We start from the raw sequence: 23,806 nt of genomic DNA on the forward strand, positions 1-23,806 counted from the left end.
TTCAGCCCTCCAGGGCGGCGAGGCCGGGGAGCGTCTTGCCCTCGAGGTATTCGAGGGAGGCGCCGCCACCGGTCGAGATGTGGCCGAATGCATTCTCGTCGAAGCCCAGGATGCGGACCGCGGCGGCGCTGTCGCCACCGCCGACGACGGTGAAGGCGCTGCTGTCGAGCAGGGCCTGGGCGACGGCCGTGGTGCCCCCGGCGTAGTCGGGGTGCTCGAAGACGCCCACCGGGCCGTTCCAGAAGACGGTCTTGGCGTCGGCGATCTTCGACGCGTAGAGCTCGCGCGTCTTCGGGCCGATGTCCAGGCCCTCCTTGTCGGCGGGGATCTTGTCCGCGTCGACGATCTCGAAGGTGGCCGGGGTCTTGCCCTTGAGGTCCGGGAACTCCGCGGAGACCAGGACGTCGACCGGGAGGACCAGCTCGACCCCGGTGTCCTCGGCGCGCTTCATGTACTCCTTGACGACCTCCACCTGGTCCTTCTGGAGCAGGGAGATGCCGACCTCGTAGCCCTTGGCGTAGAGGAAGGTGTAGGCCATGCCGCCGCCGATGAGGATGCGGTCGGCCTTGCCGAGCAGCTCGTCGATCACGGCGAGCTTGTCGGAGACCTTGGCGCCGCCCAGGACCACCACGTACGGGCGCTCGACCTCGGCGGTGAGCTTCTTCAGGACGCCGACCTCGGTGGCGATGAGGTAGCCGGCCGCCTGCGGGAGGCGGGCGGGCAGGTCGAAGACCGAGGCGTGCTTGCGGTGCACGGCGCCGAAGCCGTCGCCCACGTAGACGTCGGCCAGCTCGGCGAGCTGGTCGGCGAAGGCGCCGCGCTCGGCGTCGTCCTTGGACGTCTCGCCGGCGTTGAAGCGCAGGTTCTCGATGACGGCGACCTGGCCGTCGGTGAGAGCCGCGACGGTCTCCTTGGCGGAGGCGCCGACGGTGTCGGTGGCGAACGCGACGTCCGTACCGAGCAGTTCGCCGAGGCGCGTGGCGGCCGGGGCGAGCGAGAACGCCGGCTCGACGCCGGTGCCCTTGGGGCGGCCCAGGTGCGAGGCCACGATGACGCGGGCGCCGGCTTCGGCGAGCTTCGCGATCGTGGGCTGGACGGCGCGGATGCGGCCGTCGTCGGTGATGGTGCCCTCGGCCAGCGGGACGTTCAGGTCCGCGCGGACGAAGACCCGCTTGCCCTTGACGCCGTCGGCGAGCAGTTCATCGATCGTCTTCATGTGTATTTCTACTCCTTTGAGCCTTCACTCGAAGGGCGAGGAAGGATAACGAGGCAAGCAACAGGGCCCGTGCGGCGCTTCGTCGCGCTGCTCGGACCCTGAGCTTCACATCGTGGTGCCTTGCCCTACGTTTTTAGAGCTGACCGCCGACGAAGACGGTGAGGTCGACGAGACGGTTGGAGTAGCCCCACTCGTTGTCGTACCAACCGACGACCTTGACCTGCGTGCCGTCCTGAACCATGGTCAGGGAGGAGTCGAAGGTGCAGGACGCGGGCCAGTTCACGATGTCGGAAGAGACGATCGCGTCCTCGGTGTAGTCGAGGATGCCCTTGAGCTGCCCCTCCGAAGCCTTCTGGAAGGCCGCGTTGATCTCTTCCACCGTGGTCTCACGGGAGAGCTCCAGCACCAGGTCGGTGACCGAGCCGGTCGGGACCGGGACGCGCATCGCGATGCCGTCGAGCTTGCCCTTGAGCTGCGGGAGGACCAGCGCGGTGGCCTTGGCGGCACCGGTGGAGGTCGGGATGATGTTCTCGGCCGCGGCGCGGGCGCGACGCAGGTCCGAGTGCGGGAAGTCCAGGATGCGCTGGTCGTTCGTGTACGCGTGGACCGTCGTCATCATGCCCTTGACGATGCCGAAGTTCTCGTCGAGGACCTTGGCCATCGGCGCCACACAGTTGGTGGTGCAGGAGGCGTTGGAGATGACGTGGTGGTTGGCCGCGTCGTACTTGTCCTGGTTGACGCCCATCACGATGGTGATGTCCTCGTCCTTGGCCGGAGCCGAGATGAGGACCTTCTTCGCGCCGGCCGCGATGTGCTTGGCGGCGTCGGCCTTCTTCGTGAAGATGCCGGTCGACTCGATGACAATATCGGCGCCCAGCTCGCCCCAGGGCAGGTTCGCGGGGTCGCGCTCGGCGAAGGTCTTGAAGGTGTTGCCGCCGACCGTGATGGTGTCGTCGGTGTGGGAGACCTCGGCCTTGAGGCGTCCCAGGATGGTGTCGTACTTGAGAAGGTGCACCAGGGTGGCGTTGTCAGTCAGGTCGTTGACACCGACGATCTCGATGTCCGCTCCCTGCTCCAGGAGCGCCCGAAAGTAGTTGCGGCCAATTCGACCAAAACCATTGATGCCTACGCGGATCGTCACGAACCGATCTCCTCGTTGGTGCGCCGGTAAGAGCGCCGGCGAGTTGAAATGGGATGTCCCCGACCGCTTACGACCCTACCTCTCCGTGAGCTTTTGGGTGACATCGGTCGGGGCCTGACACTCCCCCTACTTCCCGGGGGTACTCCCGCACGGGTCCTGTTCCGGACACTCCGGAACAGGACCCGCGGACTTCGGTCCCCGTCACTCAGGGTGAGTGACGGCCGGGGCTCCGATCAGCGGTGCAGCGTGCGCAGCGCCTTACCGACGAGTAGGGCGCGGTCCGCCGCGGTGGACATGTGCTCCAGGCCGAAGCCCAGCAACACCGTGTCACGTGTGGTGACCGCCGCGTAGGACTTGAACAGTTCCCCGGACCGGGCCCAGTCGCCGGGCACTTCGGGGCTTCCGGCCGGTGCGGCCTGCGCCGCCCAGGCGCCGAGGGACGTCTCGAAGCCCTCGACGGGCTGGTCCGCTCCCCGTACGGAGAGGCGCGCCTCGTCCGCGAAGACGCCGCGGCCGCCCGAGCCCGGGTCGGTGATGTAGGAGAGGGAGAGTTCGACGGTCCTGCCGGCGTAGGCGCTCAGGTCGAAGGAGACCTGCTTCCAGCCGCCGGAGGATCCGGTGAAGCTGTTCCACGTACCGCTGGTGCCCTGCGGGGTGCAGCCGGCGGCGTCGAGCGTGAGGTAGTGGCGCAGGAACGGGTGGCCGTTGACGAAGAAGCCGGCCGCGCACTCCTCCGGTACGGTCGAGCTGCTCAGACCGCCCGTGTCCGGCAGGGTGGTCCAGTCGTCGCCGCCGGCGGTCCGGGCCTCCAGCGCGGCGTGGTCGTAGCCCTCCTCGACGTTCCAGTTGAGCGCCAGCTTCAGCTGCGGCCGGTCGGCCGCGGTGACCCCGGTGAGGTCGATCGTGCGCACGAGGCGCTTCCAGTCGTCGTCGGTGTGCAGAGCCGCGGCCATGCCGGTGCCGGCGTAGGGGGCGTAGGGGTTCACGACCCCGGTGAAGGCTCCCGCCTGGGCGCTCTTGAACTGCGGGAACCCCGCGGGCGCCAGGGTCTCGGAGGTCACGGTGTACCCGCCGGGAGCGTTGAGCGGGTTGCCCGCGGCGTCCCCGACGGCGCCCCGCGACCCGTTCAGGGCGCCGGCGCCGGCGAAGCCGGTGGCGCCGGGGGTGCTCGTCCGGCTGTACGCGCCGAGCCAGTACTGGCTGAAGTCGTTGGTCACGGCGCGGCCGACCTGGGCGTTGCCGCCTGCCAGCTCACCGGCCTCGATCAGTTTGCCGCCCTCGTTCAGGAAGTCGCGCACCGCCAACTGCGTGTCGCCGCCCGGGGTCTTGGCCCCCGTGTAGTGGACGGCCGTGCCGAAGTGGGAGAGGACCCCGAGGTGGTGCGGGGCGCCCTGGACGGCCACGTCCCAGACCGCCGCCGACTTGCCGTTGGCGCGCAGGGCGTCGACGTAGGTCTGGGCGTGCTGGGCCTTGGCCCCCTCTTCCGCGATCACCAGGACGTCCGCGCGCGGCCGCTCGGCCACCGTGTACGTGAAGTGCTCGCTGGAGATCTGCTTGCCGGAGCGGTCGCGGCCGGTGAACCAGACCTCGACCTTGTCGCCGGGCTTCGCGCCGTCGACCTCGGCGCGGTACTCGTCGAACCAGTTGTTGTCGTCGCCGCCGTAGACCTCGCCGCCCTTCCAGGCCTTGAGGTCCTCGTCGTGCGTGCGGCCGCCGTTGATCCGGAAGTTGAGCTCCTTGTCCTTCAGCGCCTTGCGGGCCGTGACGGAGACCGTCTGGTCCTCGCCGCGGGCGACGTAGGAGGTGGCGAAGGCGTCGACGGTGAAGTCGGCGGCGCTCAGGCCCAACGAGGACTTCGGCCGGTCCGGGGTCGCGGCGCTCTCGCCGACGGAGAGGGCGAAGGGGATGTTCTTGGCGAACTCGGCCTGGATGAGCTTCTCGTCGTCCGGGAAGTTGAAGCCGGAGGCGCAGTCCTCGGGCTTCCACCGGTCGTTCGGGTCGCTCGCCGAGGCGGTCTGGCAGGTGGTCATCTCCGGCGTGAACATCATGATGCCGTTGACGTTGGAGGCGTGGCCGTCGGCCTCGCCGTTGGTGGTGTAGAGCTCGGAGGAGACCTGCGGGTAGTAGCCCGGGACGGCCGGGTTCTCCGGGGTGCCGGCGAGCGCCTTGTAGGCGACGTCGTCGGGGGTGGGGGTGGCGACCTGCCAGCCCACGCCGTAGAGGATCAGCTCGGCGGCGGAGTGGTAGTTGACGGCGTACTCGAAGCCGATGCGCTTCTCGAAGCGGTCGAGGGCGACGGTCTCGGGCTCGGAGGAGGCGCTCGGGCCGCGGTAGGTCTCGTTCGCCCGGTCCGGCGAGGACCCCTCGTTGTCGTAGCCCCACTTGAAGGCGAAGTTGCGGTTGAGGTCGACCCCGTCGCCGGGGCCGGTCTTCCCGTCGCCGTTGTTGTCGCGCAGGTTCTTGCGCCACAGCCGCTGACCGTCGGCCGCGTGCGTGTAGTCGTACCCGTCCGGGTTGGCGGAGAGCAGGAACCACAGCTCGCTGGAGTCCACCAGCTTGGTGATCCGCTCGTCCTTGCCGTAGTTGTCGAGGGTGTGGTGCATCAGCCGCCGGGTCATCTCGGGGGTGATCCACTCACGGGCGTGCTGGTTGGACATGTAGAGGACCGACGGCTTGTCACCGTCCTTGGTCTTCCTGGCGTTCTTGCTGACCTTCAGGGCGAGGATGTCCTTGCCCTGGACGGTCTTGCCGATGGAGACGACCTTGGTGAGCCCCGGGTTCTCCTGCGCGGTCCGCAGGATCTCCTCCTGGAGGCCGCCCTTGCCGCTGTACGGGCGGAACACACCGTCCCCGGCGGCCTCGGCACGGGCGAGACCCTGGGCGGGAACCTTGCGCTCGGCCAGCTTGACGCCTTGGGCGGCCAGTTCCTCGGCCTGGGCGCCGCTGAGGAAGAGTTCGACCCGGGCCGTCCCGGTCTCCGGGGCCCGCTCGGTGAGCTCGTGCGCGTCCTGCCCCGCGGCGAGGACGAGCGGGACCTGTTCCCGGGTGATGTCGGCGTCGTAGACCCGTACCTCGTCGGCTCCGGATGCGGAGCCGGAGGCGGAGCCGGGAACCGGCTGAGCCTGCGCCGCGGCGGGTAGCACGGCGAGTGTGGTTCCGAAGACGAGTGCGCTTGCGGCGAGGATCGATCTCGCGCGGTGACTCATGTGCCCCCCTGGGCGTCGTCTGCCACGAAAGCGTTCGGACGCCAGACTCAAGACCGGCCCATGCTCATGTCAATGGGGCGTGCGGCAAAGGGGCCCGCACGAGTGATCGCGCGAGCCCCTTCAGCCGTACCGGACGAGCTAACCGGCCATGTTGTCGGCCATCTCCTCGCTGAGGTCGAGGTTCGACTCGGTGCCCGGGATGCCGAGGTCCTGGGCCCGCTTGTCGGCCATCGCCAGCAGGCGGCGGATCCGGCCGGCGACCGCGTCCTTGGTCAGCGGCGGGTCGGCGAGCGCGCCCAGCTCCTCCAGGGAGGCCTGCTTGTGCTCCATGCGCAGCCGGCCGGCCGCGGCCAGGTGCTCGGGAACCTCCTCGCCGAGGATCTCCAGCGCGCGCTGCACGCGGGCTCCGGCGGCCACCGCGGCCCGCGCCGAGCGGCGCAGGTTGGCGTCGTCGAAGTTGGCCAGGCGGTTGGCGGTGGCGCGCACCTCGCGCCGCATCCGCCGCTCCTCCCAGGCCAGCACCGACTCGTGCGCGCCGAGCCTGGTCAGCAGGGCGCCGATCGCGTCGCCGTCGCGGACCACGACCCGGTCCACTCCGCGCACCTCGCGCGCCTTGGCGGCGATGGACAGCCTGCGGGCGGCGCCCACCAGGGCCAGGGCGGCCTCCGGGCCGGGGCAGGTGACCTCCAGGGAGGAGGACCGGCCCGGCTCGGTGAGCGAGCCGTGGGCCAGGAAGGCGCCGCGCCAGGCCGCCTCCGCGTCACAGGTGGCCCCTGAGACCACCTGCGGGGGAAGACCCCGGATGGGGCGGCCGCGACCGTCCACGAGGCCCGTCTGGCGTGCCAGCTGGTCGCCGCCGGCCACGACGCGGACCACGTAGCGGCTGCCGCGCCGCAGTCCGCCCGGGGCCATCACGACCAGGTCCGAGGAATGGCCGAAGATCTCCAGGATGTCCTTGCGCAGGCGTCTGGCGGCGATCCCCGTGTCCAGCTCCGCCTCGATGACGATGCGGCCGCTCACCAGGTGCAGCCCGCCCGCGAACCGAAGGATCGCCGAGACCTCCGCCTTCCTGCAGCAGGTCCGGGTGACAGGCAGGCGGGAGATCTCATCCTTCACCGCAGGCGTCATCGCCATGGGCCGATCCTTCCATGCATCCGAAAAATACGGTCGTACGCGGCGGCCAGCAGCTCCGGATCGTGCTTCGGAGAGCCGTCCTGCCTGGCCACGGGCGCCAGCTCGACCGCGGCACCGAACCGTTTCGCGGCATCGGCGAGGGACTCGCGGTCGGGCACGGCGGCCTCGTCGGCCAGCACCACGTCCAGGGCGAGTTTAGGGGCGTGTCGGGCCAAAACCTCCAAATGACGCTGCGGAGAGAAGCCCTCTGTTTCGCCGGGCTGCGGCGCGAGGTTCAGCGAGAGCACCCGCCGGGCCTTCGTCTCCATGAGCGCGTCCAGCAGTTCCGGCACCAACAGGTGCGGAATGACCGAGGAGAACCAGGACCCCGGACCGAGCACCACCCAGTCGGCGTCCAGGACCGCGGCGACGGCCTCCGGCACGGCCGGCGGGTCGCTGGGCACCACCTGTACGGAGAGCACCTCGCCCGGGGTCAGCGCCACCGTGGCCTGTCCGCGGACGGTGTCCACGTCCTCGGGGCGGGCCGGGTCGTGCCCTCTGACCAGTGCCTGGAGCTCCAGCGGTACCGCCGACATCGGCAGCACCCGGCCCTGTGCGCCGAGCAGCTTCCCGACCAGGTCGAGGGCCTGGACGGGGTCGCCGAGCTGTTCCCACAGGGCGACGATCAGCAGGTTGCCGACGGCGTGCCCGTGCAGGTCGCCCTCGGACTGGAAGCGGTGCTGGATGACCCGGGCCCAGGTCTGGCCCCAGTCGTCGTCGCCGCACAGCGCGGCCAGCGCCTTGCGCAGGTCGCCGGGCGGGAGCACGCCGAGCTCCTCCCGGAGCCGGCCGCTGGAGCCGCCGTCGTCGGCGACGGTGACCACGGCGGTGAGGTCACCGGTGATCCGGCGCAGGGCGGCGAGGGAGGCCGACAGGCCTTGGCCGCCGCCGAGCGCCACCACCTTGGGCGTGGCGCCGCGTCTGCGGCCGGAGCGGCCGGAGCGGCCCCCGCCGTCCTCGCCCCGTCCCGGGGTGAGGCGGCGCAGGCGGCTCAGCCGCGGGGTCCGTGCGGTCACTCGCGCCCCATGTCCCGGTGGACGACGACGGTCTCGACTCCCTCGGAGGCGAGGCGGGCGGCGAGCTTCTCGGACATGGCCACGCTGCGGTGCTTGCCGCCCGTGCAGCCGACCGCGATGGTCACGTACCGCTTGCCCTCACGGCGGTAGCCGGTGGCGATCAGCTGGAGCAGCTCGGTGTAGCGGTCGAGGAACTCCTTGGCGCCGGGCTGGCTGAAGACGTAGCCCGACACCTCCTCGTTGAGCCCTGTGAAGGGGCGCAGCTCCGGGACCCAGTGCGGGTTGGGGATGAAGCGGCAGTCGACGACGAGGTCGGCGTCGACGGGGAGGCCGTACTTGTAGCCGAAGGACATGACGGTGGCCCGCAGCTCGGGCTCCTCGTCCCCGGCGAACTGGGCGTCCATCTTCGCGCGCAGTTCGTGCACGTTCAGGCTGGAGGTGTCGATCACCAGGTCGGCGTCGCCGCGCAGCTCGCGCAGCAGGTCGCGCTCGGCGGCGATGCCGTCGGTGATGCGCCCGTCGCCCTGGAGCGGGTGCGGGCGGCGGACCGACTCGAAGCGGCGGACCAGCGCGTCGTCGGAGGACTCCAGGAAGACGATGCGGCGGGTGACGCCCTTGCTGTCGAGGTCGGCGAGGGACTCGCGCAGGGCGTCGAAGAACTGGCGGCCGCGGACGTCGACGACGACGGCGATGCGCGCCACGTTGCCCTGGGAGCGCGCGCCGAGCTCGACCATGGTCGGGATCAGGGCCGGCGGGAGGTTGTCGACGACGAACCAGCCGAGGTCCTCCAGACACTTCGCCGCCGTACTGCGGCCGGCCCCGGACATGCCGGAGATGATCACCAGCTCGGGGATGGCCGCCTCGGCGGTCTCGCCGGGCTCCACTGTCGTGCCCGTACTCACCTGTGCTCCGTCTCGGTCGTGCGCGGTCTCGTGCTCGGTCATTGCTCGGTCCCCCGTTCGGATGATGCTCCCGCTGCTGCGGGGGTCTCATCCTCAATGATCTCTCCTGTGGCCGTGTTGACGGCAGGACCGGCGGGAACCGCCTGGGCGAGGGCCGCGGCCACGGTCTCGGCCGTCTTACGGCCTATGCCCGGGACCTCGCAGATCTGGTCGATTGTCGCCTGTCTCAGCTTCTTCACCGAACCGAAGTGCTTGATCAGGGCGTGCTTGCGGCTCTCGCCGAGGCCGGGTACCTCGTCCAGCGGGCCGGATTTCAGGCGCTTGCCGCGCTTGTTCCGCTGGTACTGGATGGCGAACCGGTGTGCTTCGTCACGCACCCGCTGGAGCAGGTAGAGGCCTTCGCTGGTGCGCGGCAGCACGACGGGGTCGTCCTCTCCGGGCAGCCAGACCTCCTCCAGCCGCTTGGCCAGACCGCACACGGCGACGTCGTCGATCCCGAGCTCCTCCAGGGCCCGCTGGGCGGCGGCGACCTGCGGCTGTCCGCCGTCGACCACGACGAGCTGCGGCGGGTACGCGAACCGCTTGGGCCGCCCGTCGTCCTCGGGGACCGCTCCGGCGGCGTCCTCGCCCTCCTCGGGCTCCCATTCCCCCGTCTTCAGCTTCTCCTGGAGGTAGCGGCGGAAGCGCCGGGAGACTACTTCGTGCATGGAGCGGACGTCGTCCTGCCCCTCGAACGTCTTGATCTGGAAGCGCCGGTACTCGCCCTTGCGGGCCAGCCCGTCCTCGAAGACGACCATCGACGCGACGACGTCGTCACCCTGGAGGTGGGAGATGTCGAAGCACTCGATGCGCAGCGGGGCGCTGTCGAGGTCCAGGGCCTCGGCGATCTCCTCCAGGGCCCGGGAGCGGGTGGTGAGGTCGGCGGCGCGCTTGGTCTTGTGCAGGGCGAGGGACTGGAGCGCGTTGCGGTGCACGGTCTCCATCAGGGCCTTCTTGTCGCCGCGCTGCGGTATCCGCAGACTGACCTGGGATCCTCGCCGCTCGGCGAGCCACTGGCCCAGCGCCGGCGTGTCCTCGGGGAGGGCCGGGACCAGCACCTCCTTGGGCACGGCCTCGCCCTTCTCCTCGCCGTACAGCTGCTGGAGGGCGTGCTCGACGAGCCCGGCGGTGTCGACGGCCTCGACCTTGTCGGTGACCCAGCCGCGCTGGCCGCGGACCCGGCCGCCGCGGACGTGGAAGATCTGCACCGCGGCTTCGAGCTCGTCCTCGGCCACGGCGATCAGGTCGGCGTCGGTGGCATCGGCGAGCACGACGGCGTTCTTCTCCATCGCCCGGCGCAGGGCCCCGATGTCGTCGCGCAGCCGGGCGGCCTTCTCGTACTCCATGTCCTCGGCCGCGATGTGCATCTCCTTCTCCAGTCGGGAGAGGTAGGTGCCGGTGCGGCCGGCCATGAAGTCGCAGAAGTCCTCGGCCAGTTCGCGGTGTTCCTCGGGGGTGACCTTGCCGACGCAGGGGGCGGAGCACTTCCCGATGTAGCCGAGCAGGCAGGGGCGGCCGATCTGCGCGGAGCGCTTGAACACGCCCGCGGAGCAGGTCCGTACCGGGAAGACCCGGAGCATCAGGTCGACGGTCTCGCGGATCGCCCAGGCGTGCCCGTACGGGCCGAAGTACCGCACGCCCTTCTTCTTGGGCCCCCGCATGACCTGGACCCGGGGGTACTCCTCGTTCAGGGTGACGGCGAGGGAGGGGTAGCTCTTGTCGTCCCGGTACTTGACGTTGAACCGGGGATCGAACTCCTTGATCCACGAGTACTCCAGCTGGAGCGCCTCGACCTCGGTGGACACCACGGTCCACTCGACGGAGGCCGCCGTGGTCACCATGGTGGCGGTACGGGGGTGCAGGCCGGCGATGTCCTGGAAGTAACTGGCCAGGCGCTGGCGCAGGCTCTTGGCCTTCCCGACGTAGATCACCCGGCGGTGCTCGTCGCGGAATTTGTAGACCCCCGGTGAGTCCGGGATCTGGCCCGGCTCGGGGCGATAGCTGGAAGGGTCGGCCATGCCGACCACCCTACTTGCGCGCACCGACAACAGGCCGTATCCCTCCGGGCCGGCATCCGTAATCCGAGCGGTCCGCCGTGCCCCCGTCGCGCTGCGCGGAACCCCCGGGCTCCGCCCGGACCCGCGCCTCGATCGCCGGCGGGGCTGAAGGTCGGGGCTCTGCGCGGCTCCGGTCCTCAGGCGCCGTACGGGCTGGATTCTTCAGCCCCGCCGGCGTTTGAGGCGCGGGTCCGGGCAGAGCCGGGAAACGGCGAATGGGCGGGGCGGGGAGAGCCGCCCGCAGGGCCCGGCCCCCTGTCACCGGGCCCTGCGGGTGCGGAGGGGGCTACCCCGCGGCCACGACCCGGCGCCGCCGCAGGGCGAGCAGCACACCGCCCCCGCCCAGCGCGAGCGCCCCGGCGCCACCGGCCAAGGCCACGGCCCCGGCCCCGGCCGGTGTCCCGGCGCCCGCGGCGCCTTCCGCGTAGCCGCCGGCCGCGCCCCGCTCGGCGTACGGGGACCCGGGGAGCTTGTCCCCGTAGGCCTTGACGACCCGCGCCCGGTAGGCGCCGAGCGTCGTGCCCCCCGCCCCCACGGCCCGCACCGCGTCCTCGTCCAGCGGCAGCACCCTGCTGCCCCCGGCCACGTACCAGGCGTCGATCTGCGGCTCCCGGAACACCGTCCCGCCGGGTAGCTTCGCCGCGCCCAGCCGCGCGTAGCGGAATTCGTCGTCGCCGGTGGCGATGTTGACGACCGCCCACCCGGCCTCCGTCGGCGCGGTCCACAGCACGGCTTGCTGCCCGTCGGAGGAGACGGCCTTGCCGGCGAGGAATTCCAGGCGGGCGACGGGCGCGTCCGCTCTGCCCGCGACGAACTCAGGGGAGAGGTGGTTGACCGGTATCGGCTCGCCCTCGATCCGGGGCCGCGCGGCCGCGAGGGAGACCTTCCCCTCCCGGGCGAAGAAGCGGGAGAGGGTGGCCAGGGTGTCGGGGGCGGTGGCCGCCTTCGCCGCGGCGGCCTTGTTCTCGGCGGTGGCGGCCCGGGGCTGCGGCGCCGGGCCGCCGGGGTCCGCGGCGGCCTGCGGGGCGAGGGCGAGGAGGGCGGTGGCGGTGGCGGCGAGGACGGCCGCGGCGGCCGAAGCGCGCAGGGTCATGGCGGTCACGCCCCGATCCGGTAGAGGGAGTGGGTCCAGGAGAAGGTGCTGTTGTTGACGTACCAGGCGTGGGAGGCCCAGTTGTAGCGGTCGCTGGAGGGCCACGGGTCACCCCAGTAGACCCAGTTGTTCGCGGTGTCGTAGCCGTAGAGGACGTGCATGTGGCCGCCGCCGTTCGACCACTGGATCCGGGTCTCGACCGGCCGGGAGGCGTTGATCTCGGTCTGCACGGTGGAGTACTGGAGCCAGCCGGTCACGTACGAGCCGGGGTTGACTCCCGCCCAGCGCAGGCCGGTCTGGACGTTGCCGAGGGTGGCCTGGTTGTTGGGGCAGTCGCTGCCCTGCTGACGGTTGAAGGCGGCGTTGCAGAACTGGTTCTGGCTGTAGTTCCGGCCGAACCAGGTGGCGATGGTGTTGCCGCCGGCGGCCCAGCACCAGTTGGTCTTCTGCTGCGCCTGCATGGTGATGTTCAGGCGCTTGGTGGCGAGGGCGGAGTCGGTGCCGGCCTCGGCGGCGGCGGCGGTGCCGGCGCCGAGGGGCAGGGTGAACAGCAGGGCGGTGAGCATGGCGGTGAGGCAGGCGGCTGGGGAATGCCGCCGGTTTCGGTTGCGCATCGCGTTCCTCCCATGTGGGGTGTGGGGGGTGGAGGAGCGCGTCCGGACGCTGTTCAGGAGCATCAGGCAGTTGTCGCGATCAGGTCAACACGCTTCAATACGCGGTGACATCGCTGTGTGAACGGTGGGGCTGCGGTGTGAACGGTTGCTGCCGTGTCACCTGGTCTCCCGGAGCCACCGCCGCGATCCCCCGCGCCGACCCGTGTGAACGTTCACGAAGGAGTCGCCATGCGACCGACCGAGGACATGGCGGAACTCGGCCGGTTGCTGCGCGGCGGCCCTTTCCATCTCGCCCTGCGTGCCGCCTTGGCCGCGCGCGGACTTCCCCTGCACCGGGTGCAGCACCGGCTCGCCGCGCAGGGCATCAAGCTGGGTGTCACCAGCCTCAGTTACTGGCAGCAGGGTGCCCGGCGGCCCCGTCACCCGGAGTCGCTGCGGGCGGTCACCGCCCTGGAGCGGATCCTGGAACTGCCCGACGGCGCCCTCCTGCGCCTGCTGGCCGCCGAGGATCCCGGCCCCGGGTCCGCGCGCCCGCCCACCCGCTCCTACCGGGCGCTGTTCAGCATGGGTGGGACGGTGGAGCGGTTGTTGGACGGGATGGACCTCCCGCCGGACGGCGGGCTGCACTCGGTCGGCCACCACGAGCGGGTCCGCATAGGACCGGCGGGCGAGCTGCGGGTCCGCGAGTCGCAGCAGATCGTCCGGGCACACCGCGACGGTGTCGACCGCTATCTCGCCGTCCACCACGGCGACCCCGGCTGCGATGTGTCCCGGATGCGCGTGACGGCGTACGAGAACTGCCGCACGGGCCGGGTGCGCTGCCACCCGGAGTCCGGGGTGGTGGTCGCGGAGCTGCTCTTCGACGCGCGGCTACGGCGCGGGGACACGCACGTCTTCGGCTACGCGGTCGAGGACGGCACCGGGCCCCGTAGCGGCGAGTACGTGCGCGGGTTCAGCTACGCCGGCGGCCAGTACATGCTCCAGATCAGCTTCGACGAGGCGGCCCTGCCGGTGCGCTGCCGGCGCTTCGCCCGGGGCGGGCCCGAGGCCCCGCGCACCGGCCTGGTGGACCTGACGCCCAGCGGCCGGCACCGGGCGGTGCACCTGGTGGAGCAGTCGGTGCGGCGCGGAATCCTCGGGATCGCCTGGGACTGGGACTGAGCGGGACGTCCGGGCACGGCACCGGGAGCGGATGTGGGGCACCCGGGACAGCGGGGGCAGTGGTGTCAGCGAGGTCAGCCCGCGACGAGCTTGCCGTTCTCGGCCCGGACCGGGACCGCGGGCAGCGGGGCGGCGGCCGGACCGCGCAGGACCTTGCCGGTCTTCACGTCGAAGCGGCTGCCGTGGCAGGGGCAGTTCCCCTCACCCTCGACGATCTTGTCCAGGACACAGCCGGCGTGCGTGCACTGGGCGCTGAAGGCCTTGTACTCGCCCTCCGCCGGGCAGCTGACGATCAGCTTGTTCTCCCGGTACAGCTTGGCGCCGCCCACCGGGACGTCGGCCGCGGCGCCCAGGTCCACCGGCACGGTGGGGGTGGCGGGGGTGTGGCCGCCGCTGTCGGTCTCGGTGGAGCAGGCCGCGAGGGTCGCTCCGGCGCCCGCGGCCCCGGCGAGCGCGGCGGCGCCCTTGAGGACGGTACGGCGGGCGGGCGACTGCGGCGCGGACATGCGGTTCTCCTGGGCTACGGGGCGAGGTGCGGGCACCTGGGAAAGGGATGCGGGTGCGGGGCGCGGGCCGGAACCCGGCCGGGGCACCGGCCCACCCGACGATACCCGCGCCCCATGAGGTAGCTTCCCCCGCGTGATCGTCGTCGGCGGAGAAGCCCTCATCGACCTGGTGCCCGCCGCGCGGCCGCCCGGGGCGCTGCTGCCCCGGCCGGGCGGCGGACCGTACAACACCGCGCTCGCGCTCGGGCGGCTCGGCGCCGAGGTGGCCTTCTGTTCCCGGGTCTCCTCGGACGGCTTCGGCGAGAGTCTGCTGGCCGGGCTGCGGGCGGCCGGGGTGGACCTGTCGCTGGTCCAGCGCGGGCCGGAGCCGACCACGCTCGCCGTGCCCTCGCTGGCCCCGGACGGATCGGCCTCGTACGGCTTCTACGTCGAGGGCACGGCGGACCGCCTGTTCACGCTGCCGCCGGCCCTCCCCGAGGGGGTACGGGCCCTCGCGCTCGGCACCTGCTCGCTCGTCCTGGAACCGGGCGCGAGCGCGTACGAGGCCTTGCTGCGCCGGGAGTCCCGGCGCGGGGTGCTGACCCTGCTGGACCCCAACATCCGGCCGGCGCTGATCGCGGACCCGGCGGCGTACCGCGCGCGTTTCCTGGAGCGGCTGCTGCCGCACACCGGCGTGCTCAAGCTGTCGGAGGAGGACGCGGCCTGGCTCGGCGGCCGGGTCGAGGACTGGCTGGCGGCCGGGCCGTCGGCGGTGGTGCTGACCCGGGGCGCGGCGGGCCTGACGGTCCGGACCCGGGAGGGCGAGGAGTACGCGGCGGCGGCCCGTCCGGTGGCGGTGGTGGACACGATCGGCGCGGGCGACACCGTCAACGCCGCCCTGCTCCACCGGCTCACCCGCGCGCCGGGCAGCCCGGTGGACTGGCCTGAGGTCTTGGCCCACGCCGCCCACGCGGCGGCCCTGACCTGCACCCGGGCGGGCGCGGAGCCCCCGTACGCGGCCGAACTCTGAAGGCTGGGCGGTGCTCCGATCAGCGCAGCGCCGCCCAGAGGGTACGGGCCACGGCCGGGGCGAACTCCTCGACGGACTGGACCACGTGGGCCCCGGAGAAGTGCAGGAAGAAGGCCCGCTGGAAGCAGGCGCCGAGCAACAGGGTCGCGGCGGCCCGCGGGTCGGCGTCCGCTCGCAGCCGGCCCGCGTCGAGCTCGCGCCGCAGCCGCCCGGCCAGCGCGTCCAGGACGACGTGCGGTCCGGCCCCGATCTCCTGGACGCCCTCGCGGTGGCGGGTGAGCAGGGCGGGCTCGGCGAAGAGCGAGGCGGCCATGGGCATGGCGTCGGCGTAGAAGAGCGAGGCGTTCCGGGCGATGTCGGTCAGATCCTCCTCGACCCCCCGCTCCCCCGGTCCTCCCTGGAGCGCGGCCATGAGCGGCCCCGCGTTGGGGGTGCGTTCCATCAGGACCCGGACGAACAGCTCCTCCTTGTTCGCGAAGTGCTTGTAGAGCGCTGCCTCCGAGCAGCCGGCCTCGCGGGCGATGGCCTTGGTGGTGGCGTTGGCCAGGCCGCTGGTGCGCATCAGCTTCTCGGCGGCGTCGAGCAGCCGCTCGGGGGTGGGACGGCTTGACTTCGAGGTGAGCATTCACTCACCCTAGCGGAAGCAGGGGTGAGTGAATGCTCACCCACCTCTCGTCGTGGGGGTATGACGATGAAGATCACGGTGTTCGGAGCCTCGGGCGGCGTCGGCCGCGAGGTCGTCCGGCAAGCACTCGACGCGGGACACGAGGTGACCGCGGTGGTACGGGATCCGGCGCGGCTGCCGGTGCCCGCGCACGAACGGCTGCGGGTGGCCACCGTGGCCGACGTGACCGACCCGCAAGCGGTGTCGTCCGTGATCGACGGACAGGACGCGGTGGTCTCCGCACTCGGGTCGGCGAGCAACAAGCAGGCCCGCACGGCTCCCGTCGCGGGCCCGGCGCTGAGCGCGATCAGCTCGGCCATGGACCGTGCGGGCGTACGCCGACTGTCGGTCGTGAGCGCCGCGCCGGTCGGCCCACTGCCCGACGGCGAGGGCCTCCTCACCCGCGCCGTGCTCTACCCGCTGCTGCGCCGACTGCTGCGCGACGTGTACGCGGATCTCGCGGTCATGGAGGCGGCGGTGGCGGCGGGCCGGACCGAGTGGACGGTGGTCCGGCCGCCGAGGCTCCGGGACAAGCCGCACACGGGCCGCTACCGCCGCGTCATCGGCGCCAACGTGCCCGGCGGCAGCGTCATCCCCCGCGCGGATGTCGCGGACGCCCTCCTGGCCGCCCTGACGGATCCGACCTGCACGCGCCGCGCGGTGGGTGTCGCCACCTGAGGGACGCCCTTCCGCGTCCGCCCGCGAGGACGCGGAAGGGCCCGGCCACGGGCCGGACCCTTCCGTCGTGCGTGAACCCGAACGCCGAGTGGCGACTACGCCTTGGGCGCCCGGGACGTCGCCTTCTTCGCCGGGGCCGCCTTCTTCGCGGTGGCGGCCTTGGTGACCACGGCCTTCTTCGCCGGGGCCTTCTTCGCGGGCGCCTTCTTGGCCGGAGCCTTCTTCGCCGCGGCCCGCACCGGGGAGGCACCGGCGTCGGAGACCCGGTCCGCGCCCAGGATGTCCCGCAGGAACTTGCCCGTGTGGCTGGCACCCACCGAGGCCACCGCCTCCGGCGTGCCCTCGGCCACCACCAGACCGCCGCCGTAGCCGCCCTCCGGGCCCATGTCGATGACCCAGTCGGCGGTCTTGATGACGTCCAGGTTGTGCTCGATGACGATCACCGAGTTCCCCTTGTCCACCAGCCCGGAGAGCACCTTGATCAGCTTCGAGATGTCCTCGAAGTGCAGACCGGTGGTCGGCTCGTCCAGCACGTAGACCGTCCGGCCCGTGGAACGCTTCTGGAGCTCGGAGGCGAGCTTCACGCGCTGCGCCTCACCACCCGACAGGGTCGGCGCGGACTGGCCGAGGCGGACGTAGCCCAGCCCGACCTCGTTGAGGGTCTTGAGGTGACGCGAGATGGTCGGCACCGCCTCGAAGAAGCTCAGCGCCTCCTCGATCGGCATGTTCAGGACTTCCGCGATGGACTTGCCCTTGTAGTGGACCTCCAGCGTCTCCCGGTTGTACCGGTCGCCGTGGCAGACCTCGCACGGGACGTAGACGTCCGGCAGGAAGTTCATCTCGATCTTGATCGTGCCGTCACCGGCGCAGTTCTCGCACCGGCCGCCCTTCACGTTGAAGGAGAAGCGGCCCGGCAGATAGCCGCGCACCTTCGCCTCCATCGTCTCGGCGAACAGCTTGCGGACGTGGTCGAAGACGCCCGTGTACGTGGCCGGGTTGGACCGCGGGGTGCGGCCGATCGGCGACTGGTCGACGTGCACGACCTTGTCGACGAGGTCGTCGCCGTCGACCCGCGTGTGCCGGCCCGGCACCGAGCGGGCGCCGTTCAGCTCGCGCGCCAGGTGCGTGTAGAGGATGTCGTTGACCAGCGTGGACTTGCCGGAGCCCGAGACACCGGTCACGGCCGTCAGCACACCCAGCGGGAAGGACACGTCGATGTCCCGCAGGTTGTTCTCCTTGGCGCCGTGGACGGTCAGCTTGCGCTCCCCGTTCACGGGCCGGCGGATGTCCGGGATCTCGATGGACTTCTTGCCCGAGAGGTACTGCCCGGTCATCGACTCGGTGTTCTTCAGCAGTTCCTTCAGCGAGCCGCTGTGGACCACCTTGCCGCCGTGCTCGCCCGCGCCCGGACCGATGTCCACGACCCAGTCGGCCACCTTGATGGTGTCCTCGTCGTGCTCGACCACGATGAGCGTGTTACCCATGTCCCGCAGCCGCACCAGGGTCTCGATCAGCCGGTGGTTGTCCCGCTGGTGCAGACCGATGGACGGCTCGTCCAGCACGTAGAGCACGCCGACCAGACCGGAGCCGATCTGGGTGGCGAGCCGGATGCGCTGGGCCTCGCCGCCCGACAGCGTGCCGGCGGCCCGGTTGAGCGAGAGGTAGTCGAGACCGACGTCCACGAGGAAGCGGAGCCGCTCGTTGACCTCCTTGAGGACCCGCTCGGCGATCTTCTTGTCGCGGGCGTCGAGACGCATCCGCCCCAGGAAGTCCGCGCACTCGCTGATCGACATGGCCGCGACCTCGGCGATGGACTTCTCCATCACCGTCACGGCGAGCACGATCGGCTTGAGGCGGGTGCCCTCACAGGTCGGGCAGGGCACCTCGCGCATGTAGCCCTCGAAGCGCTCGCGGCTCGCGTCGCTCTCCGACTCCGCGTGCCGCCGCTTGACGAACGGCACGGCGCCCTCGAAGGCCGTCGTGTACGCCCGCTCCCGCCCGTACCGGTTGCGGTAGCGGACCTCGATCTGCGTCTTGTGGCCGTACAGCAGGGCCTTCTTCGCCCGTGCCGGCAGCCCGGCCCAGGCGATGTCGGTGCGGAAGCCCAGCTCCTGGGCGAGCGCGCCGATCAGCCGCTGGAAGTAGTCCTTGGTGTGGCCGAGCGACCACGGCGAGACCGCACCCTCGTCCAGGGACTTGTCCTCGTCCGGAATGATCAGCTCCGGGTCCACCTCCATGCGCGTACCGATACCCGTGCACTCGGGGCAGGCGCCGAAGGGCGAGTTGAAGGAGAAGGAGCGCGGCTCCAGCTCCTCGAAGGACAGGTCGTCGTACGGGCAGTAGAGGTGCTCGGAGTACATCCGCTCACGCTCGGGGTCGTCCTCGGCGAGGTCGACGAAGTCCAGGATCACCATGCCGCCGGAGAGGCCGAGGGCGGTCTCCACGGAGTCGGTGAGCCGGCGCTTTGCGCTCTCCTTGACGGTGAGGCGGTCGATGACCACCTCGATGGTGTGCTTCTCCTGCTTCTTCAGCGTGGGCGGCTCGGAGAGCTGGATGGTCTCCCCGTCCACCCGGGCCCGGCTGTAGCCCTTGGTCTGGAGGTCGGAGAAGAGGTCGACGAACTCGCCCTTGCGCTCGCGCACCAGCGGCGAGAGCACCTGGAAGCGGCTGCCCTCGGGAAGCGCGAGCACCTTGTCGACGATGGCCTGCGGCGACTGGCGCGAGATGGGGCGGCGACACTCGGGGCAGTGCGGCTTGCCGATGCGGGCGAAGAGCAGACGGAGGTAGTCGTAGACCTCGGTGATGGTGCCCACGGTCGAGCGCGGGTTGCGCGAGGTCGACTTCTGGTCGATCGAGACGGCCGGGGAGAGGCCCTCGATGAAGTCGACGTCGGGCTTGTCCATCTGCCCGAGGAACTGACGGGCGTACGACGAGAGCGACTCGACGTAGCGGCGCTGACCCTCGGCGAAGATCGTGTCGAAGGCCAGGGAGGACTTGCCCGACCCGGAGAGTCCGGTGAAGACGATGAGTGAGTCGCGGGGCAGGTCGAGCGAGACGTTCTTCAGGTTGTGCTCGCGAGCGCCACGAACGATGAGACGGTCGGTCACGCCGGTCCGCACCTTTCTTGAGAGAGCGGGGCACGGGCCCCCGTCCCAGGGTATGGGGGGCGCCTCTGCGATGGACTGGGTCCTTGGACTTCCGAGCGTATAGCACGCACATTCGATTTACGGCACTCCGCAGACCGCTTCACCCCATCGTGTGGCCGGGCCGGGTGAGCCACTAGGCTCGCCGCCATGACCGATCATGTGCACGACCTGCGATCTGTACGTGAAGCCACGGACCGACTGCTGACCGCTGTCGCGAAACTGGACAACGCGGCCCTCGCCGAGGAGTCACACCTCCCGGGCTGGACCCGCGGCCACATCCTGGCCCACCTCGCACGCAACGCCGACGCCCTCGTCAACGTCTTCGAGGGCCGCCCCATGTACGAGAGCGCCACCGCCCGCGACACGGACATCGAGCGCGACGCCGGCCGACCTCTGGAAGAACACCTGGCGGACCTCCGTGATTCCACGGCGCGCTTCATGGCCACCACCGAGCACGACCAGGACTGGTCCCGCACGGTCGAGCTGCGCAACGGCGTCACCGACCTCGCCGCCAACGTGCCCTTCCGCCGCTGGATCGAGGTCGATCTGCACCACGTCGACCTCAACATCGGCTACGAGCTCTCCGACCTGTCGGACGAGTTCACCGACCGCGAGATCGCCTTCCTCGCCGACCGCTGGGCGGGGCGCCCGGACGTCCCGCCGGTCACCCTGTGGCTCGGCTACGACGGCACGGGGCCCACCTGGCACACCGGCGGCACCGAGGGCACTCCCGTCACCCTGGGCGGTCCGCGCGACGAGCTGCTCGGCTGGCTCGCCGGGCGCGGCCTGCAGGGCGCCCACCTCGCCGTCCTGGCGGGCGACGGCCTGCCCGAACTCCCCCCGCTCTAGGATCAGGACATGACGTACACCGGAGAGGTCAAGGTCGGCGGTCCCGCCGACGTGCACGAACTCGCGGACCTGATGATTTCCAAGGTCGCGGTGGGCTCGATGAACAACAACGCCTACCTGCTGCGCTGCCGCGCCACCGACGAGCAGCTGCTCATCGACGCGGCCGCCGAGGCGGGCACCCTGCTCAGCCTGATCGGCGACGACGGCATCACGTCCGTGGTCACCACGCACCGGCACGGTGACCACTGGGGCGCGCTCGCCGAGGTGGTCGAGGCGACCGGTGCGCGCACCTACGCGGGCGCCCTCGACGCCGAGGGCATCCCGGTGGCGACCGACGTACTCGTCGCCGACGGGGACACGGTCACGGTCGGACGGGTCAGCCTGACCGCCCGCCACCTGGTCGGCCACACCCCCGGCTCGATCGCCCTGGTCTACGACGACCCGCACGGGCACGCGCACGTGTTCACCGGTGACTGCCTCTTCCCGGGAGGCGTCGGCAACACGCACGACGACCCGAAGGCCTTCACCAGCCTGCTCGACGACGTCGAGCACAAGCTGTTCGAGCAGCTGTCGGACGAGACCTGGGTCTACCCGGGCCACGGCAACGACACCACCCTCGGCGCCGAGCGCCCGCACCTGGCCGAATGGCGCGAGCGCGGCTGGTAGGCACGGCAACGCGTCAACTTCTGGACGCGACGCACTCCTTCCGGTCGCTTGGGGCCGAACTCCTCCCCCGAGGGGCGGGGAACGGGTATCTGGTGCGGCATGCCACACGACCCGTCCCCGCCACCGGCCTCCTCCGCCCCCGAGGCCTCCCGCGCCCCTTCCCCCACCATCCCGCGCGCGAGCCCGCCCGAGCCGCCGCCCGCGGAAGCCGACGGCTCCGCCGGGCCCGGCATGCTGCGGCTGGCCACGGCCTCGCTCGCCGGGACCGCGATCGAGTTCTACGACTTCTTCGTGTACGGGACGGCCGCCGCCCTCGTGCTCGGCCCGCTCTTCTTCCCGTCCTTCTCCCCGCTCGCCGGAACCCTCGCCGCCTTCGGCACCTTCGGCGTCGGCTTCCTGGCCCGCCCGCTCGGTTCGGCGGTCTTCGGCCACATCGGCGACCGCTACGGCCGACGCCCGGTGCTGCTCGCCTCCCTGCTGCTGACGGGCCTCGCCACGGTGGCCGTCGGCTGCGTGCCCTCGTACGGCTCGATCGGCATGGCCGCGCCCGTACTCCTCCTCCTGCTGCGCTTCCTCCAGGGCCTCGGGCTGGGCGGGGAGTGGGGCGGCGCCGTGCTGCTGACCGCCGAGCACGCCCCCGAGCGGCGGCGCGGCCTGTGGTCGAGCTTCCCGCAGATGGGGCCGGCGGTCGGCTTCCTGCTCGCCAACGGGCTGATGCTGGGGCTGTCCGCGTCGCTGACCGACGCCCAGTTCACCGCATGGGGGTGGCGGGTGCCGTTCTGGGCGGCCGGGGTGCTGGCGCTGGCCGGGCTGTGGCTGCGCCGCTCGGTGGAGGAGACCCCGCAGTTCCGGGCGCTCGCCGCGACGGACCGGCGGGCCGAGGCCCCGCTGACGGAGGTGTTCCGGGGCCACTGGCGGCTGCTCCTGCTGACCGGCGGGGCGCTCGCCGTCGGGTACGCCGTCTTCTACGCGGTCACCACCTGGTCCCTCGCCTACGCGACCGAGCACCTCTCGGTGGGCCGGACGACGATGCTGACCTGCGTCATGGTCGCGGTCGCGATCAAGGGGTTGGTGACCCCCCTGATCGCGGTGCTCGGTGACCGCTACGGGCGGCGGCCGCTGTGCCTGATCGGGTGCGCGATCTGCGCGGTGTGGATGTTCCCGCTGGTGGCGCTGTTGCGGACGGCCGATCCGCTGCTGATGACGGTGGGCTTCGTCGGTGCGCTGGTCGGCATGGTGACGATGTTCTCGGTGGTGGCCGCGTACCTGCCCGAGCTGTACGCGCCGCGGATCCGCTGCACGGGCGCGGCCGTCGGTTACAACCTGGGCGGTGTGCTGGGCGGGGCGCTGACCCCGATCGTGGCGACGGCGCTGGCGGAGGGTTCGGGTCCGCCGTGGGGCGTCGCCCTGTACCTGACCGGGATCGCCCTGGTCAGCCTGGTCTGTTTCGCCCTGCTGCCGGAGACCGGTCCGGCGGCCGTGGAGAAGCGGGCGGTCGCGGTCCGGGCGAAGGAAACGGGGGCGGCCGAAGCGGCCGCCCCCGTGTAGATCCGTAGACCTGTGGATCCCCGCGGGTCCGCGGGTCCGCGGGTCCGGATCCCGTTACGCGTCGACGTTCTCCGGGCGGGCGGCGGCCTCGGCCGCCGCCTGCTTCTTCGAGGCCATCAGGCTGGTGATCGTGGTGATGACCAGGACACCGCAGATGACGCCGAGGGAGACCGGGATCGAGATCACCGGGACATGGACGCCGTTCTCGTGCAGGGCGTGCAGCACCAGCTTGACGCCGATGAAGCCGAGGATGATCGACAGGCCGTAGCTGAGGTGGACCAGCTTCTTCAGCAGGCCGCCGATGAGGAAGTACAGCTGACGCAGACCCATCAGGGCGAAGGCGTTGGCCGTGAAGACGATGTACGGGTCCTGGGTCAGGCCGAAGATCGCGGGGATCGAGTCCAGGGCGAACAGCACGTCGGTGGTGCCGATGGCGAGCATGACGACCATGAGCGGGGTCAGCACGCGCTTGCCGTTGTTCTGGATGAAGAGCTTGGTGCCGTGGTACCGGTCGGCGACACCGAACTTCTTCTCGACGGACTTCAGGAGGCGGTTCTCCTCGAACTCCTCGTCCTCCTCGTCCTTGCGGGCCTCCTGGATCAGCTTCCACGCGGTGTAGATCAGGAACGCGCCGAAGATGTAGAAGACCCAGGAGAAGCTCGCGATGATCGCGGCGCCGGCCGCGATGAAGATCGCGCGGAGGACGAGTGCGATGAGTACGCCCACGAGCAGCACCCGCTGCTGGAGGTGGGAGGGCACCGCGAACTTCGCCATGATCAGGACGAAGACGAAGAGGTTGTCGACGCTCAGGGACTTCTCGGTGATGAAGCCCGCGAAGAACTCCTGGGAGGCCTGGCCGTTCCCGAAGAACCAGAGGCCGAGGCCGAAGAGTCCGGCGAGGACGATCCAGATGATCGTCCAGGTGCCCGCTTCCTTGATGGACACGTCGTGCGGTTTGCGGCCGATGAAGAAATCGGCGCCGATCAGAAGGGAGAGACCGAGAATGGTCAGCGCCCAAAGGGCCCAGGAAACTTCCATGGTGAAACACGCCTCCGGCGGATGGCTCAGCACTTCGTCAGCGTCATCGCTGCCGGAGGTCTCTTCCACCCAGGAGGCCTGGAG

The 23,806-nt window shown here is 71.1% G+C and carries 19 protein-coding genes; 6 read left to right on the forward strand and 13 right to left on the reverse strand.

All coding sequences use genetic code 11. The annotated features are described in order from the left end of the window. Position 1 precedes the first annotated feature (1 nt). The 9 genes from ACGFYY_RS19360 to ACGFYY_RS19400 all read right to left on the reverse strand — a co-directional run bounded on the left by ACGFYY_RS19360 (position 2) and on the right by ACGFYY_RS19400 (position 12,457). Entirely contained in the window at positions 2–1,216 is a 1,215-nt protein-coding gene (locus tag ACGFYY_RS19360; RefSeq protein WP_393710798.1) for a phosphoglycerate kinase, read from the reverse strand. 133 nt (positions 1,217–1,349) lie between these two features. Then, positions 1,350–2,357 (reverse strand): type I glyceraldehyde-3-phosphate dehydrogenase, encoded by a 1,008-nt coding sequence (gene gap, locus ACGFYY_RS19365; protein WP_030762471.1) that lies wholly within the window; start codon positions 2,355–2,357, stop codon positions 1,350–1,352. 233 nt (positions 2,358–2,590) lie between these two features. Continuing rightward, positions 2,591–5,563 carry a M14 family zinc carboxypeptidase gene (locus ACGFYY_RS19370; RefSeq protein WP_393710801.1) on the reverse strand — a complete coding sequence of 991 codons (2,973 nt, stop codon included), beginning with the start codon at positions 5,561–5,563 and terminating at the stop codon, positions 2,591–2,593. Between the two features lie 138 nt (positions 5,564–5,701). Next, positions 5,702–6,697, reverse strand: coding sequence for a DNA-binding protein WhiA (gene whiA, locus ACGFYY_RS19375; protein WP_030009075.1), 996 nt, complete (start codon positions 6,695–6,697; stop codon positions 5,702–5,704). Further along, the gene (gene yvcK, locus ACGFYY_RS19380) at positions 6,688–7,752 is read right to left on the reverse strand and encodes a uridine diphosphate-N-acetylglucosamine-binding protein YvcK (protein ID WP_030762466.1); all 1,065 of its coding nucleotides are present in this window, start codon (positions 7,750–7,752) and stop codon (positions 6,688–6,690) included. The genes whiA and yvcK overlap by 10 nt, the downstream gene beginning before the upstream one ends. Then, entirely contained in the window at positions 7,749–8,696 is a 948-nt protein-coding gene (rapZ, locus tag ACGFYY_RS19385; protein WP_030009073.1) for an RNase adapter RapZ, read from the reverse strand. The genes yvcK and rapZ overlap by 4 nt, the downstream gene beginning before the upstream one ends. Continuing rightward, positions 8,693–10,711: an excinuclease ABC subunit UvrC gene (uvrC, locus tag ACGFYY_RS19390; protein WP_393710805.1), complete on the reverse strand. Its 2,019-nt coding sequence runs from the start codon at positions 10,709–10,711 to the stop codon at positions 8,693–8,695. The genes rapZ and uvrC overlap by 4 nt, the downstream gene beginning before the upstream one ends. A 325-nt stretch (positions 10,712–11,036) precedes the next feature. Further along, positions 11,037–11,843 carry a hypothetical protein gene (locus ACGFYY_RS19395; RefSeq protein WP_393710920.1) on the reverse strand — a complete coding sequence of 269 codons (807 nt, stop codon included), beginning with the start codon at positions 11,841–11,843 and terminating at the stop codon, positions 11,037–11,039. 5 nt (positions 11,844–11,848) lie between these two features. After that, positions 11,849–12,457, reverse strand: a complete 609-nt coding sequence (locus tag ACGFYY_RS19400; RefSeq protein WP_393710807.1) for a papain-like cysteine protease family protein — start codon at positions 12,455–12,457, stop codon at positions 11,849–11,851. Between the two features lie 228 nt (positions 12,458–12,685). On the opposite strand from ACGFYY_RS19400, the gene ACGFYY_RS19405 reads away from it, so the two are divergent. Beyond that, entirely contained in the window at positions 12,686–13,618 is a 933-nt protein-coding gene (locus ACGFYY_RS19405) for a hypothetical protein (RefSeq protein WP_393710809.1), read from the forward strand. Positions 13,619–13,692: 74 nt separating this feature from the next. Here the strand turns inward: ACGFYY_RS19405 and ACGFYY_RS19410 are convergent, their stop codons facing one another. Continuing rightward, positions 13,693–14,124: a Rieske (2Fe-2S) protein gene (locus ACGFYY_RS19410; RefSeq protein ID WP_365279602.1), complete on the reverse strand. Its 432-nt coding sequence runs from the start codon at positions 14,122–14,124 to the stop codon at positions 13,693–13,695. A gap of 133 nt (positions 14,125–14,257) precedes the next feature. On the opposite strand from ACGFYY_RS19410, the gene ACGFYY_RS19415 reads away from it, so the two are divergent. Beyond that, on the forward strand, positions 14,258–15,133 hold the full coding sequence (locus ACGFYY_RS19415) for a carbohydrate kinase (RefSeq protein ID WP_393710812.1): 876 nt from the start codon (positions 14,258–14,260) through the stop codon (positions 15,131–15,133). 19 nt (positions 15,134–15,152) lie between these two features. Here the strand turns inward: ACGFYY_RS19415 and ACGFYY_RS19420 are convergent, their stop codons facing one another. After that, complete coding sequence (locus ACGFYY_RS19420; protein WP_393710814.1) at positions 15,153–15,758, reverse strand: TetR/AcrR family transcriptional regulator; 606 nt, start codon at positions 15,756–15,758, stop codon at positions 15,153–15,155. 66 nt (positions 15,759–15,824) lie between these two features. Between ACGFYY_RS19420 and ACGFYY_RS19425 the strand changes: the two genes are divergently transcribed. Then, on the forward strand, positions 15,825–16,475 hold the full coding sequence (locus ACGFYY_RS19425) for an NAD(P)-dependent oxidoreductase (protein ID WP_393710922.1): 651 nt from the start codon (positions 15,825–15,827) through the stop codon (positions 16,473–16,475). Positions 16,476–16,570: 95 nt separating this feature from the next. Here the strand turns inward: ACGFYY_RS19425 and uvrA are convergent, their stop codons facing one another. After that, on the reverse strand, positions 16,571–19,582 hold the full coding sequence (gene uvrA, locus ACGFYY_RS19430) for an excinuclease ABC subunit UvrA (protein WP_393710816.1): 3,012 nt from the start codon (positions 19,580–19,582) through the stop codon (positions 16,571–16,573). A 186-nt stretch (positions 19,583–19,768) separates the two neighbouring features. On the opposite strand from uvrA, the gene ACGFYY_RS19435 reads away from it, so the two are divergent. From ACGFYY_RS19435 to ACGFYY_RS19445, 3 genes are all read left to right on the forward strand, one after another. Continuing rightward, on the forward strand, positions 19,769–20,470 hold the full coding sequence (locus tag ACGFYY_RS19435; protein WP_393710818.1) for a maleylpyruvate isomerase family mycothiol-dependent enzyme: 702 nt from the start codon (positions 19,769–19,771) through the stop codon (positions 20,468–20,470). A gap of 9 nt (positions 20,471–20,479) precedes the next feature. Continuing rightward, the gene (locus ACGFYY_RS19440) at positions 20,480–21,136 is read left to right on the forward strand and encodes an MBL fold metallo-hydrolase (protein WP_386048728.1); all 657 of its coding nucleotides are present in this window, start codon (positions 20,480–20,482) and stop codon (positions 21,134–21,136) included. A gap of 231 nt (positions 21,137–21,367) precedes the next feature. Beyond that, complete coding sequence (locus ACGFYY_RS19445; RefSeq protein ID WP_393710924.1) at positions 21,368–22,684, forward strand: MFS transporter; 1,317 nt, start codon at positions 21,368–21,370, stop codon at positions 22,682–22,684. Between the two features lie 54 nt (positions 22,685–22,738). Here the strand turns inward: ACGFYY_RS19445 and ACGFYY_RS19450 are convergent, their stop codons facing one another. Then, positions 22,739–23,722, reverse strand: a complete 984-nt coding sequence (locus ACGFYY_RS19450; protein ID WP_393710821.1) for a TerC family protein — start codon at positions 23,720–23,722, stop codon at positions 22,739–22,741. Positions 23,723–23,806 lie beyond the last annotated feature (84 nt).

The organism is Streptomyces sp. NPDC048331 (genome assembly GCF_043201215.1).
Taxonomy (GTDB): domain Bacteria; phylum Actinomycetota; class Actinomycetes; order Streptomycetales; family Streptomycetaceae; genus Streptomyces.